General features: G+C 30.0%; 16 protein-coding genes. 12 read left to right on the forward strand and 4 right to left on the reverse strand.

Going from position 1 to position 16,097, the window contains the following annotated elements; all coding sequences use genetic code 11:
* Positions 1-36 precede the first annotated feature (36 nt).
* Together OCU55_RS20950 and OCU55_RS20955 are read right to left on the reverse strand one after the other, a co-directional pair.
* Positions 37-531 carry a dihydrofolate reductase gene (locus tag OCU55_RS20950; protein WP_261854235.1) on the reverse strand — a complete coding sequence of 165 codons (495 nt, stop codon included), beginning with the start codon at positions 529-531 and terminating at the stop codon, positions 37-39.
* The gene (locus OCU55_RS20955) at positions 531-1,322 is read right to left on the reverse strand and encodes a thymidylate synthase (protein WP_261854236.1); all 792 of its coding nucleotides are present in this window, start codon (positions 1,320-1,322) and stop codon (positions 531-533) included. The genes OCU55_RS20950 and OCU55_RS20955 overlap by 1 nt, the downstream gene beginning before the upstream one ends.
* 262 nt (positions 1,323-1,584) lie before the next feature.
* Here OCU55_RS20955 and OCU55_RS20960 point away from each other — a divergent pair, with 262 nt between their 5' ends.
* The 4 genes from OCU55_RS20960 (at position 1,585) to recR (ending at position 5,519) form a co-directional block, all read left to right on the forward strand.
* A complete protein-coding gene (locus OCU55_RS20960) occupies positions 1,585-2,496 on the forward strand; it encodes a helix-turn-helix transcriptional regulator (protein ID WP_261854237.1) in 912 nt (303 codons plus the stop codon).
* A gap of 180 nt (positions 2,497-2,676) precedes the next feature.
* The gene (gene dnaX / locus OCU55_RS20965; RefSeq protein WP_261854269.1) at positions 2,677-4,320 is read left to right on the forward strand and encodes a DNA polymerase III subunit gamma/tau; all 1,644 of its coding nucleotides are present in this window, start codon (positions 2,677-2,679) and stop codon (positions 4,318-4,320) included.
* Positions 4,321-4,485: 165 nt separating this feature from the next.
* Positions 4,486-4,830 carry a YbaB/EbfC family nucleoid-associated protein gene (locus tag OCU55_RS20970; protein WP_261854238.1) on the forward strand — a complete coding sequence of 115 codons (345 nt, stop codon included), beginning with the start codon at positions 4,486-4,488 and terminating at the stop codon, positions 4,828-4,830.
* 92 nt (positions 4,831-4,922) lie between these two features.
* Positions 4,923-5,519, forward strand: a complete 597-nt coding sequence (gene recR, locus OCU55_RS20975) for a recombination mediator RecR (RefSeq protein ID WP_183279661.1) — start codon at positions 4,923-4,925, stop codon at positions 5,517-5,519.
* 158 nt (positions 5,520-5,677) lie between these two features.
* On the opposite strand, the gene OCU55_RS20980 is transcribed toward recR, so the two are convergent.
* On the reverse strand, positions 5,678-6,478 hold the full coding sequence (locus OCU55_RS20980; RefSeq protein ID WP_261854239.1) for a transglycosylase domain-containing protein: 801 nt from the start codon (positions 6,476-6,478) through the stop codon (positions 5,678-5,680).
* A 378-nt stretch (positions 6,479-6,856) separates the two neighbouring features.
* Here OCU55_RS20980 and OCU55_RS20985 point away from each other — a divergent pair, with 378 nt between their 5' ends.
* Positions 6,857-7,423 carry a DUF1003 domain-containing protein gene (locus OCU55_RS20985; RefSeq protein ID WP_261854240.1) on the forward strand — a complete coding sequence of 189 codons (567 nt, stop codon included), beginning with the start codon at positions 6,857-6,859 and terminating at the stop codon, positions 7,421-7,423.
* A 94-nt stretch (positions 7,424-7,517) separates the two neighbouring features.
* On the opposite strand, the gene OCU55_RS20990 is transcribed toward OCU55_RS20985, so the two are convergent.
* Positions 7,518-8,789, reverse strand: coding sequence for an amidase domain-containing protein (locus tag OCU55_RS20990; RefSeq protein WP_261854241.1), 1,272 nt, complete (start codon positions 8,787-8,789; stop codon positions 7,518-7,520).
* A gap of 355 nt (positions 8,790-9,144) precedes the next feature.
* Between OCU55_RS20990 and OCU55_RS20995 the strand changes: the two genes are divergently transcribed.
* The 7 genes from OCU55_RS20995 to OCU55_RS21025 all read left to right on the forward strand — a co-directional run bounded on the left by OCU55_RS20995 (position 9,145) and on the right by OCU55_RS21025 (position 15,961).
* On the forward strand, positions 9,145-9,411 hold the full coding sequence (locus OCU55_RS20995; RefSeq protein WP_261854242.1) for a YaaL family protein: 267 nt from the start codon (positions 9,145-9,147) through the stop codon (positions 9,409-9,411).
* 61 nt (positions 9,412-9,472) lie between these two features.
* A complete protein-coding gene (locus OCU55_RS21000; protein ID WP_261854243.1) occupies positions 9,473-9,730 on the forward strand; it encodes a pro-sigmaK processing inhibitor BofA family protein in 258 nt (85 codons plus the stop codon).
* Positions 9,731-10,195: 465 nt separating this feature from the next.
* Positions 10,196-11,191 (forward strand): hypothetical protein, encoded by a 996-nt coding sequence (locus OCU55_RS21005; protein WP_261854244.1) that lies wholly within the window; start codon positions 10,196-10,198, stop codon positions 11,189-11,191.
* A 374-nt stretch (positions 11,192-11,565) separates the two neighbouring features.
* Positions 11,566-12,477, forward strand: coding sequence for an ABC transporter ATP-binding protein (locus OCU55_RS21010; protein ID WP_261854245.1), 912 nt, complete (start codon positions 11,566-11,568; stop codon positions 12,475-12,477).
* 1 nt (position 12,478) lies between these two features.
* Positions 12,479-13,705, forward strand: a complete 1,227-nt coding sequence (locus OCU55_RS21015; RefSeq protein WP_261854246.1) for an ABC transporter permease subunit — start codon at positions 12,479-12,481, stop codon at positions 13,703-13,705.
* Positions 13,706-14,176: 471 nt separating this feature from the next.
* Positions 14,177-14,395, forward strand: a complete 219-nt coding sequence (locus tag OCU55_RS21020) for a hypothetical protein (RefSeq protein WP_261854247.1) — start codon at positions 14,177-14,179, stop codon at positions 14,393-14,395.
* 60 nt (positions 14,396-14,455) lie between these two features.
* Complete coding sequence (locus OCU55_RS21025; RefSeq protein WP_261854248.1) at positions 14,456-15,961, forward strand: carboxypeptidase M32; 1,506 nt, start codon at positions 14,456-14,458, stop codon at positions 15,959-15,961.
* Positions 15,962-16,097: the final 136 nt, after the last annotated feature.

Raw genomic sequence — 16,097 nt, forward strand, 5'->3', positions numbered from 1 at the left:
TTTTACTGATTTGCAAGTTATAAAAGTTTTAATCTATTATATCTTTCTAATTAAAGAAATAAATTCATAAGGAATCGTGTTTCTTTCATCCTCTACACCGATTTCCTGTTCTACAATATTCCAGCTAGAGTCATCTATATCTGGAAAGAAAGTATCTCCATCAAAGTGTTTTTTAACTTTAGTTATATAGAGTTTGCTTGTATAAGGAAGAAGCTGTGAATATATTTCCCCTCCACCAATTATGAAAACCTCATCTTCAGTGTTAGAGAATCTAGTAATAATTTCGTCAAGTGAATTAACCACTTCTACATTCTCGTCTTCAACAAAGAAGTTTTTATCTTTTGTTATAATAATATGATATCTGTTTGGAAGGACACCTGGAAGTGATTGAAAGGTTTTTCGTCCTAAAATAACCGTATGTCCAGACGTTATTTTTTTAAATCTTTTAAGATCTGCAGGAAGATGCCAGATTAGGTCGTTGTTATTTCCTATTACTCCATTTTCTGATATAGCTGCTATTATAGAAAGCATTAAATTGCCACCTCCATATTTATTTTTGAATGATGTTTGTAATCTATTAACTTAATATCATCATCTGTAAAATCATAAAAGTTTTTAATTTTAGGATTTATCCAAAGTTTAGGTGCATCATAAGAACAATCTTTTCTTAAGAGCTGCTCTTTTAATCCATTAACATGATTTTCATATATATGCGCATTATTTATGACATGCGTGAATAAGCCAGGTTTTAGATTTGTAACTTGGGCTATAAGATGAACCAATACAGAATATTGACTGGAGTTAAAAGGAACTCCAAGCCCCATATCTCCACTTCTCTGAACTAGCATACAGTTAAGTCTTCCGTCTGTAACATCCCACATAGTTAAGAAGCAGCAAGGATGAAGAGGTCCTCCATTTAGGTATGGAATTTGCCATAAATTTATCATCATTCTCCTATCTTGAGGATTTGTCTTTAATGTTTCAATAAGATTATCTATCTGGTCAAACTTCTTTACAATCCAACCGTATGAAGTACCGATAGTTCCGTCATCCATCATCCATTCATCCCATATATGAACATTCTCGTCTTGAAGCTTTCTTACATCATTAGAGCCGTCCTTGAATATCCATAATAATTCTTTAACTGCAGTTTTGAAGGCTACAAATTTTGTTGTTAGGATAGGGAATTCTTTTTGTAAATCAAATTGCATTATTTGGTGAGGAAGTTTATATGTTCTTACACCAGTCCTATTATTATCAAGATAACCATTTTCTAAAATATCTTCTACAATTGAAAGATACTTTTTATCATAAATGCTCATATTCTCCTCCTGTGATTTAGATTTAACTTATACTAAGGTATAATCTATATAGTTATATAATTATGTTTAAAATAAAGTCTCTTATATTATAGTTTACTCTTTTAGTATGCACTTTAAAAATCGTAAATGATGCTATAATATGGAACTATTGAAAAATGTATAGGTTTTTAATTTATGCTCTTACCATATACATACTTATTGTTAAGTTTATAAGATTTAAAGTGCTAAAGATCTATTAAGTAATTAATAAGGGGGGCAAAACTTGAAGATTGATAGATTAATTACAATAATTATGATGCTTATAAATAAAAAAAGAGTTACAGCTAAGGAATTAGCAGAGTTTTTTGAAGTATCGGTTAGGACTATTCAAAGGGATATAGATGCAATAAATATTGCAGGCATACCAATAGTTTCATATAAGGGGTATGAAGGTGGATATGAAATACTAGAAGGTTATAAGATTGATAATAATTTTGTAACTGAAAAGGAATATGATTTACTATTGAAGTTACTCAAGGGAGTAGAAAATCTCTATGATGATCCTGTGGTGAAGGGTATGACTGAAAAGTTAAAAGCGGTTAAGGCTAATGATAATATTAATATAGATAAGAATTTTATAATAGATTTTTCTCATTGGGGAAACTCAACAAGAATTAAAAGAAAGGTATCAATAATAAGAGACGCAATAGACATGAAGCGTACCATAAGATTTTACTATTTAGACCTAAATGGCAAAGGAACAGATAGAGAGATTGAACCTCATACCATGATACTAAAAGTTAATACTTGGTATGTTTATGGGTTTTGTAAATTGAGGGGAGATTTTAGGCTATTTAGGCTTACAAGGATAGGTGATATAGAAAAAACTGAAAATACATTTATACCGAAGAATATTGAAAATAATATTCTGCTTACTAAAAAGGGGAGTAATAATATTGACTTGAAACTAAAATTTCATCCTTCTTGTATGAATAGATTGGATGATTATTTTGAGATGGAAGAAATGAGTTTGCAAGAAGATGGGTATATATTAGTTGAGGTTAGTTATCCAGAAGATGAGTGGGTTTATAGTATGATTTTAAGCTTTGGAGACAAGGTTGAAATACTAGAGCCAAGTCATGTTAAGGAAATAATCATAGAAAGAGTGAAGAATATTTTAAATAAATATAAGTAAAAGAATACGCCTCTTTTTCTTTTATTGATATAGATTATTTTCATAGCGATTAGTTGCTAAGTAGTTTTTAAAGTGCAATTTATATATTCCTAAATAGGAAATAAACAATGGTTGGTTTAATTACTGTCATTGATGTATAATATTAAGTAGGATTTAGGAATGATAGTGAGGTGGTTAACCTTGGCATATACAGCTTTATATAGAGAATGGAGACCTAAGAAATTTGAAGATGTTGTAGGTCAGGAACATATAACAACAACTTTAAGAAATCAAATAATAAATAATAGAATAGCACATGCATACCTATTTTGTGGAACTAGGGGTACTGGTAAAACTTCAAGTGCAAAGGTATTTGCTAAGGCTTTAAATTGCTTGGATTTACATGATGGAGAACCTTGTAATAAATGTGAGATGTGTAATAAGATCAATAATGGTCTTGCTATAGACATAACAGAGTTAGATGCAGCATCTAATAATGGTGTAGATAAAATTAGAGATATAATAGATGATGTTCAATATCCGCCACAGGAAGCGAGATTCAAAGTCTATATAATGGATGAGGTTCATATGCTTTCTCAAGGTGCAGTAAATGCATTCCTTAAGACCCTTGAGGAACCACCTAAAAATGTAATATTTATTTTGGCTACTACAGATCCTCAGAAGTTACCTATAACTATTTTATCAAGATGTCAAAGATTTGACTTTAAGAGAATTGGTAAGGATGATATAGCAGGGCATCTAAGACGAATAGTGAAAGAACAAGGTGTTTATGCTGATGATAAGAGTTTAGATTTAATATCAAGAGTGTCAGATGGAGCGCTTAGAGATTCACTTAGCATATTAGACCAGGCAATTTCGATGGGAAATGGCAAAATTGCATATGAAGGTCTTGTATCAATGCTAGGACTTGTAACTAACGAATACTTATTTAATATAACTGATGCTATAGTTGAGAGAAACATTGAGAAAACTATGAACATAATAGAGGAAATAGTTTTCTCCGGTAAAGATGTACATTTGTTTATAAAAGATCTAATATCTCATTATAGAAACCTGCTTATGGTAAAGGTTACAAATACTCCAGATGAAGTATTAGATATGTCTGTGGAGAATATTAGCTTCCTTAAGCAGCAGGCTTCAAGGATGAGAGTAGAAGAGGTAATGAGAGCAATAAGGATACTTCAAGAATCTGAGGAGAGCTCTAAACAAAGTAATCAGGCAAGAATATATTTGGAGTTAGCTTCAATTAAGTTATGTAAGATAGAATATGATACTTCAAAGGAAGTCTTGCTATCAAGAATAAATAAGCTTGAAGAAATTATAAAGAGCGGAAAGATAAGAGTGGCTACACCTGCTTCTGGTAATGTAGCAAATAATGAAAGAAGCCAAGGCGTATCCTCAGAAAAAAGCAAATTAAGTCCTTCTAAAGTGCAACAAGAAGTACATAATAGTGAAGGTCCTTCTAATCATAATGAGCATTCATCAGTTACAATAGATGATGTAAAGCGAGCATGGAAGGATATTATGGAAGGCTTTAAAGCAAGAAGAGCTATGGTAATGTATGCTTCATTACTAACAGGAAAACCAGTTGATGTAAGTAATGGTATTGTAACTATAGAATATGAAGAGCAGTATTCATTTAATAAGGTTAGATTAGAAAAGATGGAAGTAAGCAGTACTGTAGATGAGGTGTTCTCTGAGATATTAAAGGATAAAGTAAAGGTTAAATATAAGGTTAACAAAGGCGAGGAAGAGACTAAAGATACAGAAGAGATATTAGTAGATATATTAGGAGAAGATATTCTAGAGATATTAGATGAATAGTATAATTTATAATAGCTTTCTATGATAAAGAATTATAAATAAAAATTAATTTATGTATCTATAAACAATTAGAGATTTTACACATAATATTAATTATGAGGATATAGTATTGAATAAAAAAATACTATATAATATATACAGACTAAATGTAAGGAGGAATATCAAATGGCAAAAGGTGGATTTCCAGGAGGCTTCGGCGGAGGAAATATGAATAATCTTATGAAGCAAGCACAAAAGCTTCAAAAAGACATGGAAGATATGCAAAAAGACCTTGAAAACAAAGAATTCGAAGCTTCAGTAGGCGGCGGAGCAGTAGTTGTAAAGGTTAATGGAAAGAAAGAAATAAAGAGCATAAATATAAAACCAGAAGTTATTGATCCAGATGATGCTGAAATGCTTGAAGATTTAGTATTATCAGCAGTAAATGAAGCTTTAAGAAAGGCAGAAGATGAAACTGCTAATAAAATGGGTAAACTAACTGGTGGATTAAATATGCCAGGATTATTTTAGTAGATAAGTTTACGAAAGATATAATAAAGCTTATTTAGGCATACAAGGGATGCAGTCCCCTGTATGCCTAAAATATTAGAGGAGGAAAGGAAATGGATTTTTACCCAGTTGCCATAGAGAAACTCATTGAAGAATTTGCAAAGTTACCAAGTATAGGACATAAAACTGCGCAAAGATTAACGTTACATATACTTAACTTACCTAAAGATGAGGTAGAAGAATTTGCAAAGGCACTTGTGAAGGCCAGAGGAACTATAAAATACTGCTCTGTTTGTGGAAATTATACAGACAAGGATCCTTGTGCTATATGTTCTAACCCAAATAGAGAGAAGAATATGATTTGTGTTGTAGAACAACCTAAAGATATTATGACAATGGAAAAGGTTAAAGAATTTAATGGAGTATACCATGTACTTCATGGTAATATATCACCGATGCAAGGAAGAGGTCCTCAGGATATAAGAATAAGAGAATTAGTATCTAGAATGACAGGAGACATAAAAGAAGTGATAGTTGCGACAAACCCTACTATAGAGGGAGAGGCAACAGCAATGTATATATCTAAAATATTAAAGCCTCTAGATATTAAAGTTACAAGGATAGCAGCAGGTATTCCTGTAGGTGGCGACCTAGAGTATGCTGATGAAGTTACTCTTTCAAAGGCGCTTGAAGGAAGAAAAGAAATATAATCTATTCTATATTGTTGTAACGAAACAGTTTTTTCATTAATAAGTATTATAAAGAAAATAAAATTTTATCAAAAATCATGGTTCTCACAATTGTCTACAGTTTGAACCATGATTTTTTCTTTTGATGTATGGCGTTCGTTTGTAATTTAAAGATGTAATTAGTTACCAGAGCTTAAAACTATTTTATAATTAATGGCAGTTTGATATTGTTCATTGGTAATATAGCCATGTTCTTTCATTTTTTCTAGAACTAAGTCTCTTCGCTGTAAGGTGTTGTCTAGGTGTTTTATTGGATCATAATACTCAGGATCATTAGGAATTGCAACTAAAAAACATATTTGTGAGAGGTCTAATTTTCTACAATCTTTATTAAAAAATTTTTTAGCTGCAGTATTTATACCATAAGCATTATTGCTAAAGTAAATATTATTAATATAAAACTCCAATATTTGATCTTTTGTAAATTTTTGTTCTAATTTAATGGCTATAAACATCTCTTCAACTTTTCTTTGATAATTTTTATCAAAGTTCAAAAAAACATTTCTTGCTAATTGTTGAGTAATAGTGCTTCCTCCCTGTGTTATTCTCCAGTCATTTGTGAATATTGAATATATGGACCTAAAAATAGCTTTTATGCTTACACCTCCATGATTATAAAAATCTTTATCTTCAATAGCGACAAAAGCATTTTTTACATCTTGTGGAATAAGTGTGGATTCCAGATATAAAGGATCTTCATTATTTAAAGTCTTTATATTTTTGGATTTATTAGTATCAAAGGTATTTACTGTAGAGTTATTAACCTTTGTAGTTGCATCATCATACAAAGATGAAATGGTAGGCCAATATTTAAAATAGATAAATCCACTAATAATAGTTAGTATAATAGCGGTAGAATATAAGATTCTTAATAATATTATGCTCTTAAACTTACTGTGTTTATTTTTTTTGTTTTTCATTTAGAAAGTCCTTTCTTTAAACTCATTTCTATTGATATTGATACTGTTAATATAGTGTGAATTTTTTGATTGAATAGTGTACTGAGAATAAATTAATTGTTATTATAACATAGTTATTAAGTTATTTTAATGATAAAGACTAATGAAAATAAGACGGCATAAAATCGAAGAGTACTTTGACAATAGCAGCACTTCTATGGTGAAGTAGAACCTATAAAGGTTGTTGTGGCATATAAATTGTTGAGAAGTAGAGAGAATGTTTTATTTAGTAAGTTTTTTGGAGATGATTAAAGTGAATGATAATTAGTGGGAGTAAAGGGATAAAAAACTGTAAAATATGTAAGATAAAATAGAAAATGTGAGTAGGAGAGATAAGTTATGAATGATAAGGATAAAGTGTATTATAGTAAAGAAGACTTAGTAAGGCAGATATTAGAAAAGGATAAGGATTTAAAAGGGAGTGATATTAATGAAGAATTGATACATGAACTTATTAGTGGAAAAATATCAAAAAATATCAATGAAACAGATGAAGAAAATTCAACACTAGGGCAAAGGGTTGCAGATAAGGTAGCAGCATTTGGTGGTAGCTGGACATTTATAATAAGTTTTGGTGTTGTAATATTAATTTGGATTATAGGAAATGTAGTTATTCTAAGTAATAAGGCGTTTGATCCATATCCATTTGTATTTTTGAATCTTGTGTTATCATGTCTTGCTGCAATACAAGCTCCTATAATAATGATGTCACAAAATCGTCAATCAGAAAAAGATAGACTAACGGCTGCGAATGATTATCTTATTAATTTAAAATCTGAAATTATAGTAGAAGATTTGCATTATAAGATTGATATTTTGACGGAGCAACAAGCGGAGAATGCTAAAAATATAGAAATGTTATTAAAGGCGATAGAAGAATTAAAAAATAATATTAATCAAAATTAAACTTTATTTTATTTTTTCTATCTGATAAGTCATGAGATTATTAAGAATTATAGGAGGATTGAGAGATAACGGATAAGATACGTTAAAAAATATCTTATCCGTTTATATGTATAAGAAAAAATCTAATTTTAGCATCTCCCCATCCTAAATCCCAAGGGACATGATACCTATCTGTAGTATGAGAATTTACTAATGGATAACCATGAGAGTCAAAGCCTGTTATTACTGCAAAGTGATCTATATTGTTTGGACCTTTCTCATAAGCGATTAAATCTCCAATTTGCAAGTTGCCAATTATACCTTTAGCAGAAGTTTTTGAAGGTTTGGTTAATTCCTTAAAGGTACCAACATTAATCACAGTACCCTTACCGCTATTTATTAAGTAGTTTTTTAAACTATTTGCATTAACCCAAGTTTTGCTACCAGGAGTCCAAGTGCCTCCAAAAGGCATGCCTCCCCCTTCTTTATCTGCTAATACTTGTGATATATAATTAGTACAGTCTCCACCTCTGCCGTTATAGTCATTATACTTTTTATTGTATTTTAAATCATTATTGGTTTCCAAAGCGGCGCCACAATATTTATCAGCATAATCTACAGCTTTTTGTCTATCATAAAAAACTTTGCAATAATTTACTGTCTGATAATTATTATTTGTATTATGAACAGATGATAGCTTTTCTGGCAGTTTAGCAACTACATTAGTGTATCTATGTAAGGCATCCTCAAAGCAGTCAGTGTATCGATCACTATAAATAACCCACTTTTCATTCTTTTTAATCAAGCTTGTAGTGTGTCTTATTCCAATTCTAAAAGAATCAATTGGAGAGTTAATATCTTTATCATAAACATAGTCAAATTTATATGATTCATGCAAATTCACTTTTAGTATATTATCTTGTGGGTACACCTTCTTTATTGACACAGAAGATCCTATTCTACCAAATGTTATATTTCTTTCACTGGACCAATCGTTGAGATATTTTACACGTTTGATTTCATTTTCTAATGCCAGTTGGCCATATTTTTGGGAGGTATCAAAAAGTGTGTTTAAAGATGCTATATCGCCAGAGAAAAGAGCTGTTGAACGTTCATTATATATTTTCTCTAGTTCCGATTTTAATTCATTCATATCAATATTCTTGATTGAATTTTCTTTATTAGACTCCATTTGGTTTAGATCTTTATCATTAACATGAATATCATTTTTGTTCGAACTACTTTCAGTGGAGTCTGTAATTGCTTCTTTTGAAAAACTTTTTGGTTGATTATCTTTAACATTTTTAATTCCATTTTCACATCCTAACATAAGGCTAACAAATAGAATTAAAGAAAAAGAAACTGTTGAAATACGATTTTTTATCATTATTAGTTGCACACACCCTTTATTTTAAGCTTTGCGATAATTAGATTTCCCGAGTGATACCAAAATAATACGCATTAACTTTACAACTATTATTAATAGGTAAATAAGATAGATACAATAAAAAAGTAAATCTTAAGGTAAAATTAAGTTGTGTAAATTTATGTAAAGTTGTAAAATATGGAATAACATTATTATCTTAAAGCCATAATAATAATTTTAATTAAATTGTTAAAATACAAAGATAAATAAATAGATATATTGTAATAAAAGTTTTAAGAAACGAATAAATACATGAATATATAATCCATAATATGTAAATAATTTAGATAAAATATAAGCATATTTGGAGGAGTATATGAATAAAAATTTTATATTAGAGTATGTTAAAAATAAGATTGACTCTTCAAAGGAAAAGAATGATTTATTACGTCAGATTGAAGATGCTAGATTGGAATTAGAATGGGCTTGGGAAGTTTTTAATTATGTCAATGATCCTAAGCTTATAGAAGTTGCTATATTCTCTGAACAAGCGGCTAGAACACGATATGAGTTTCTTATAAGTGAAGCTAAAAGGTTTGGCATAAAGTCAGACACTACATTAAATTTAAGAGTATGTAAATAAGTATATTTGTAGAGATTTATACTAAATTAAGATTATGCATATAAATTAAGGGGTTGGGAGAATGGATGCATTAATATATGGTGCTTTAGGTTTAATTTTATTGGTTATTTTAGTTAAATTTTTTTCATGGCCATTAAAAATATTAATGAAGTTACTGATAAACGGAGTATTAGGAGTTATTTTGCTTGTAATAACTAATTACGTTGGACAACAATTTTTTCATTTCACTATAGGTATAAATGTTATAACTGCATTGATTGCAGGCTTTTTTGGAATACCAGGAGTTATATTTTTAATAGTGTTTAAGTTATTTCTTTAAACAAAAAACAGGTGATATTAAATACACCTGTTTTTTATCGCCTATAACATTCTTATTACCGCTTTGAAAAGGTAGATGTGCAAAAAAAATCGCCAATGAAAAGCCATTAGCGATTTTTATTATTAATAGATGGGAGCGGTAATTTCAATATTATAATTATAGGGATGTATTAAAACCTGCTCAGATTCATAAAATGTTATATATGGAATCTGAATAATCTTCTTTATAGGATTATTATATGTGCTAACAATAAAAGTGTTACAGATAAAAAAAATATTTTTCATAGATTTAAGAAATGTTTTTTAAATATTTTAGTAAAAGATTTTGCAATAAGTGTTTTAAAATCATAATATTGCGGAATATAAATAAAAGAATAAATTTAAGGAGGGAGTTATAACGGTTAGTATAAAGAAGTTATTTAAGGAAGAATGGAAAGGAATAAGTATAGTAGCAGGTATTATATTCTTGAGCTTATTCTTTTTAACTAATACACATCAGATGATCTCTTATGTTAGAAAACCTCCAGAACCTGTTGATTGGCTCACTGGTGAAGAGCTTATGAATAGCTTTTTATCACTGGGGATTTTAAAATCAATTATTATATATTTGATTTGTGGAATACTAATATCAGTGTATTTTAGAGATAAAAAGGAATATTTTTCTTTTAAAGAAGGAGAAGAAAAAGCTAAAAAGTATTTTGAAAAAAACATGTTTTTTACTATAGCTAGTTTTATGGCCATATTCACTTTATTTATAGTAAAGTTAATATTGTTTGTTGCTGGAAGTAGATTGTTCTCGTTATATGGAAAGTTAACAATAGGACAAGTTATCTTATTCTTCTTCATATATTTTTCAATGGTGCTAATGATTAATAGTATAGTATTACTTGCAAATATGTTTTTTGAAGAAAAAGTATTGGCTATGTTAAGTCCACTTTTTTTTATTGAAACAGTTATAGTTATTTTTGGTATAACTAGCATGTTTTTAAGTGAGAGATTAAGTTGGCTTGGTGATTTTTTGAATTTTGTAAATTACAGTACTATAGACAAGTTAATTTATAGTTATGTCTATGGTTATAGGGTTGAAAATTTAGATATGGGAGCTCAAGTCATTTATATAGTGATTACTTTAGTTTTTACAGTTATATGCACTATATTGTCCTATATAATATATAAAGACATAAGTAGAAAAGGTAGTAAAGATCTATATTATTATGAAGGTGCTAGAGTATTTTGGTATGTAGTTTTTGGAACTATAATTTGCTACCTTATAGCATTTACCGTATCAGCAGTATTGGCTCTTTTTCAAAAAGATATTTCAATTGAAAAAGGCAAGTATATATTTAATATAGCTTTTATGGTATCCACGCCCCTATTCATAATATTAGAATATACTATATATAAACTTCGAAGTAAGAAAGCAACTCTTATTGCAGAGGAAAATAAAGAGATTACAATATAAAACTTTAAACTATATTTTAGGTGGGAAATTAATAAGATTGTATAACAATTTTATTAATTTCTTATTTTTTTATGTATTAGGAAAACATAAAAACTTAAATAGCTTTAATTGTAGTTGCTCGCTCATATAGCGTCTCCTGTATAACTAATCAATTTCACAATATTCTTAAATATAGCTTTAATTTTAAAGTCATGAATCTTTATATAAATATGAAATTCAAATTAATGGAAGTGGACATATTAGGTTGTTTTCAAGTAGCACATAACTTAAATGATGAAGTTATAGCTTTATAAATTAAGAAAAACTTAAGATAATATTAATTTTATTGTTAGAAACTTTTGGTATCATTTAAGATGTTAAAAGGAGGCTGTACTATGAATGTATTAGAAGTAAGAGCTGTTAAAAAAAGATTAGGTAAGAGGCAAATAATAAAAGGCATTTCTCTTGATGTTGAGGAAGGAGAAATATTTGGGTTCTTAGGACCTAATGGCGCAGGAAAAACTACAACGATAAGAATGCTTGTTGGACTTATAAAACCCGACGAGGGAAGTATAAAGATAGCAGGATATGATATACAAAAGGATAGAGAAAATGCATTAGCTAATTTAGGTGCAGTAGTAGAAAACCCAGAACTTTATGGGTATCTTTCTGGAAGAGAGAACTTAATGCAGATAGCTAGAATAAGAAGGCTCCAAAAAGCTGATGTAGATGAAGTAATAGAGCTAATAGGTCTTCATGACAGAATAGATGATAAAGTGAAAAAGTATTCATTGGGTATGAAACAAAGGTTAGGTCTTGGTGCCGCTCTTTTAGGAAATCCAAAGCTTATGATACTGGATGAACCTACTAATGGACTTGACCCTTCAGGGATTCTGGATTTTAGAGAAATAGTAAAGAAAGCAGCAAAGGAAAGGGGAATGTCGGTATTTGTATCATCTCATATACTTAGCGAGGTTCAACATTTATGTGATAGGGTTGCATTTATTAACGGAGGGGAAATTAAATCAGTAGAAAGTGTAAATGGAGAAGGCATGGCTACAGAGAAGGATACTATGGTAGTTTCTACAACAGAAGATGATAAGGCCTTAGAAGTAATCAAGTTTTTTGATTTTGTTCATACTGCAAGTTTAACTGATGGACAGATGATAGTTTCTATAAAGAGTGGCTATAGTCCTAAACTTGTAGAGGAGCTTGTGAAAAATAATGTAGCAATAGTAGAAATATACAAGCGTCATAAGGGTCTGGAACAAAGATATATGGAACTTGTTGAAGGAGGAGTAAGATAAGATGTTATTTACTTTAACCAAAAATGAACTGAAAAAGACCTTTAAAAGACCGAAAACATATGTTGTTTCGCTTCTATTTGTAGCACTTATTGCGTTACTTTACATAGGTTTTTATGTAGAGGAAAGAAGAATGGTTAAAATGAATTCTCCTCAGGGAAGACTTGAACAGTATCAGCAACAGTTAACATCAATGGATCAAGATATAAAAACAATGGAAGCAAGCCAAAACAAGGATGAGTCTGTAGAATTTACTATTAAGCAGAGGAAAGAACAAAGATCAGAGCTTCAGAAAAATACTGATAAACTTCAACAACAAATAAAATCGGGAAATGTGGTAGATGATTGGAAGGCTCAAATAGATAGTGAAATTGAAGTCTTGAATAAGCAAAAAAGCGATGCAACAATACCTGATAGGTACAAAACAGGTATTGATAGTAGAATAACTGAATTAAATTATTATAAAGATAATAATCTCAAACCAATAGATTCTTGGACAGTTACTGGATTCTCCTACTTGCAGAAAGCGCTTCAAATCTTAGGAACTTTATTTTTAGGAGTTGGAATTGCTGTGTTTATGAGTGATATAGTTTCAGGAGAATGCACTCCTGCAACTTTAAAATTCCTATTAATTCAGCCGGTTTCAAGGGGAAAAGTATTATTATCAAAGTTTTTATCAGTTGTTATTAGTACTTCAGCATTAATTCTCTCAATTGAAGCTATAGCATTTATTCTAATTGGGCTATTTAAAGGGTTCGGATATGCATCTGTTCCTACTGTAATTGGCACAAGGTATCAGTTTGATATGAGTAAGCTTCAAGATGGAGTACATCCTCTTATACAAGTTGCAGGTACTGGTTCAACTATACCACTTTGGAATTTCACGGTAAGGACAATTGTTTTACAAGTGCTTTTTATACTAGTGTGTTGCAGTTTTATATTCTTAATATCTTCAATAGTAAAAAGCAGTATGATATCTATGGCTATAAGTTCTATATTGACCATACTTATACCAATACTTACGCAAGTACTTAATCCTATTAAGAAAATAGCTCACTTCTTATTTTTAACTTATGGAGATACTAGTAGTGTTTTAAATGGTTCTCTTGCAATGCAATATAATAATCCTAATTTAAATATTACATGGGCAATTGCAGTTATGGTTGTATCATCAATAGTATTTTATGCTATTTCTCATTTTGTGTTCACTAAGAGGGATATATTAATATAAATGAGTATTGCTACGAGGTAGGAAGTAAACATAGGGTTCAGTTACGAAAACCTAAGTTATGCATGTTCGAAAATCGTGGCTTCTGGTGAGAGAATTTAAAAATATAAATTTTATTACGAATTGGTGCATCCATATAAGATAATTCTAAGTTTATAAAATATAAAAAATAAAAACTTATTTAAATGATCATGCAAAAAAGCTTCTCCATTAAAATTTGGAGAAGCTTTCTTGCTGTAAAGAAAGTTATAAAAGTCTTACGCCAATTAAACGTATATATTTCAATGAGGTAGTAAAAAAATGAAACCTGCTTGCCTGCCAGGTTTTCCTAATATACATTTGGAAAGACAGATGCGCAAAGAATTCACTGGAGAAGGTGGCTTCAGCGACTTTTTGTAATTTATTTATATACATATGACTATTAAATATTAAAGTGGTATAATATGCTATATAAAATTAGTATGGAGGTTAATTATGCCCATAGGAACAAAATTTAATTGCAGTTATTGTCCGGATTTTAAGAATGGTAACTGTGATGGTGAAGATACGAATTGTTTGTGTAGAGAATGCCCAAGGAATTTAGGACAATGTATATGTGTTAAATACTGTAGAGAGACTGAATCTATATTGACTTTTGATGAGGAAGTAAGTGAGATTAGAGCAGAAGATCCAAGAAAAATGTATGAAGACTAAGGGGTATTACATAAATATATAAATATATAAATATATAAAAAGTTAAAGGGGGCGTATATTGTGAATTTAAATGAGAAGCTTAAAGAGGTAAGAGAATATATTAAGACAAAGGAACTTCTGGAGCAAGCAACTGGTTTGGTATACTGGGATATGAGAGTTGGTATGCCTAAAAAGGCTGTAGAGCAAAGAGCTGAAGTTGTAGGATATCTTTCTAGTGAAGGATATAAGTTTACTACATCAGAGAAAGTCAAAGGATTTATAGAATTCTTTGAACCACATCTAGATGAGCTGAATGTTATAGATAGAGCTATGATAGAAGAGCTTAAGAGACAATACGATGAAATAAAAAAGATACCTGAAGACAAGTATAAAGAGTATGTAATACTATGCTCAAAGTCAGAAGCTGCGTGGGAAGAAGCAAAAGAGAAGAATGACTTTAGTATATTTAAGCCATACTTAGGAAAGGTTATAGAGTTTCAAAAAGAGTTCTTAGAGTATACTGGATATACAGGAACCAAATACGATAGTTTGCTGGATAAGTATGAAAGAGGAATAACAGTAGAGAAGCTTGATGAAGTATTTGGAGAACTAAGAGATGCCATAGTAGACTTATTGAATAGAATAAAGAATAGTGGAACAAACATAGATGATTCGTTCTTTAAAAATAAATTCACTAAAGAGGAACAAGAGGAGTTTGGCTTGTTTGTTTTAGAGAAAATGGGATATGATTTTGATGCAGGAAGACTAGATGAAAGTGTTCATCCTTTTACTATCAATTTTGGAAATAAAGATGTAAGAATAACTACAAACTACCACGAAAATGAATTTAGAAGTGCATTGTTTAGTAGTATTCATGAGGGTGGTCATGCTTTATATGAGCAAGATATTCCTGATGAATTAATGGGAACAGGGCTAGGAACTGGCGTATCTATGGGGATCCATGAATCTCAATCAAGATTTTATGAGAATATTTTAGGAAGAAGCAAATCATTTTGGAAGTATTTCTTTCCAGAAGCAAAGAAGAGATTTAACCAGTTAAAGGATGTAAGCTTCGAGGATTTCTATAAGGCTATCAATATAGTTGAACCTTCACTTATAAGAACAGAGGCAGATGAATTAACTTATAGTCTTCATGTAATTATAAGATATGAAATAGAAAAGTTAATATTTAATGGTGAAGTTAACTTAGAGGATCTGCCTAAGATTTGGAATGAAAAATATAAGGAATATCTAGGGGTTGAACCATCAAATGATGCAGAAGGAATACTTCAAGATATGCACTGGTCTGACGGCTCCTTTGGGTATTTTCCTAGTTATGCATTAGGTAATCTTTATGGTGCTCAAATGCTAAAAAAAATGCTTAGTGATAGCCCAGAGATTTTCGATGATGTTGAGAATGGAAATCTTGATACTATACATCAATGGCTTAAAGAAAATGTTCATAAGCATGGAGCAGTATATAAGCCTGCTGATCTTATTAAGTTAATTTCTGGTGAAGAATTAAATGCAAAGTATTTTATAAGATATTTAAATGATAAGTATGAAGAAGTCTATAATTTAAAATAGAGAATTATGTATGCTATAAGGTAACTCATTGTAATAAGTGAGTTACCTTTTTTGCTGTATAGGAAAGTGTACGGTTATTGGATTAATATGAGAGTTCAGATTGAAATATGTATATTAATATCACACATATAAATGA

The organism is Clostridium folliculivorans (genome assembly GCF_024341905.1).
Taxonomy (GTDB): domain Bacteria; phylum Bacillota; class Clostridia; order Clostridiales; family Clostridiaceae; genus Clostridium_AR; species Clostridium_AR folliculivorans.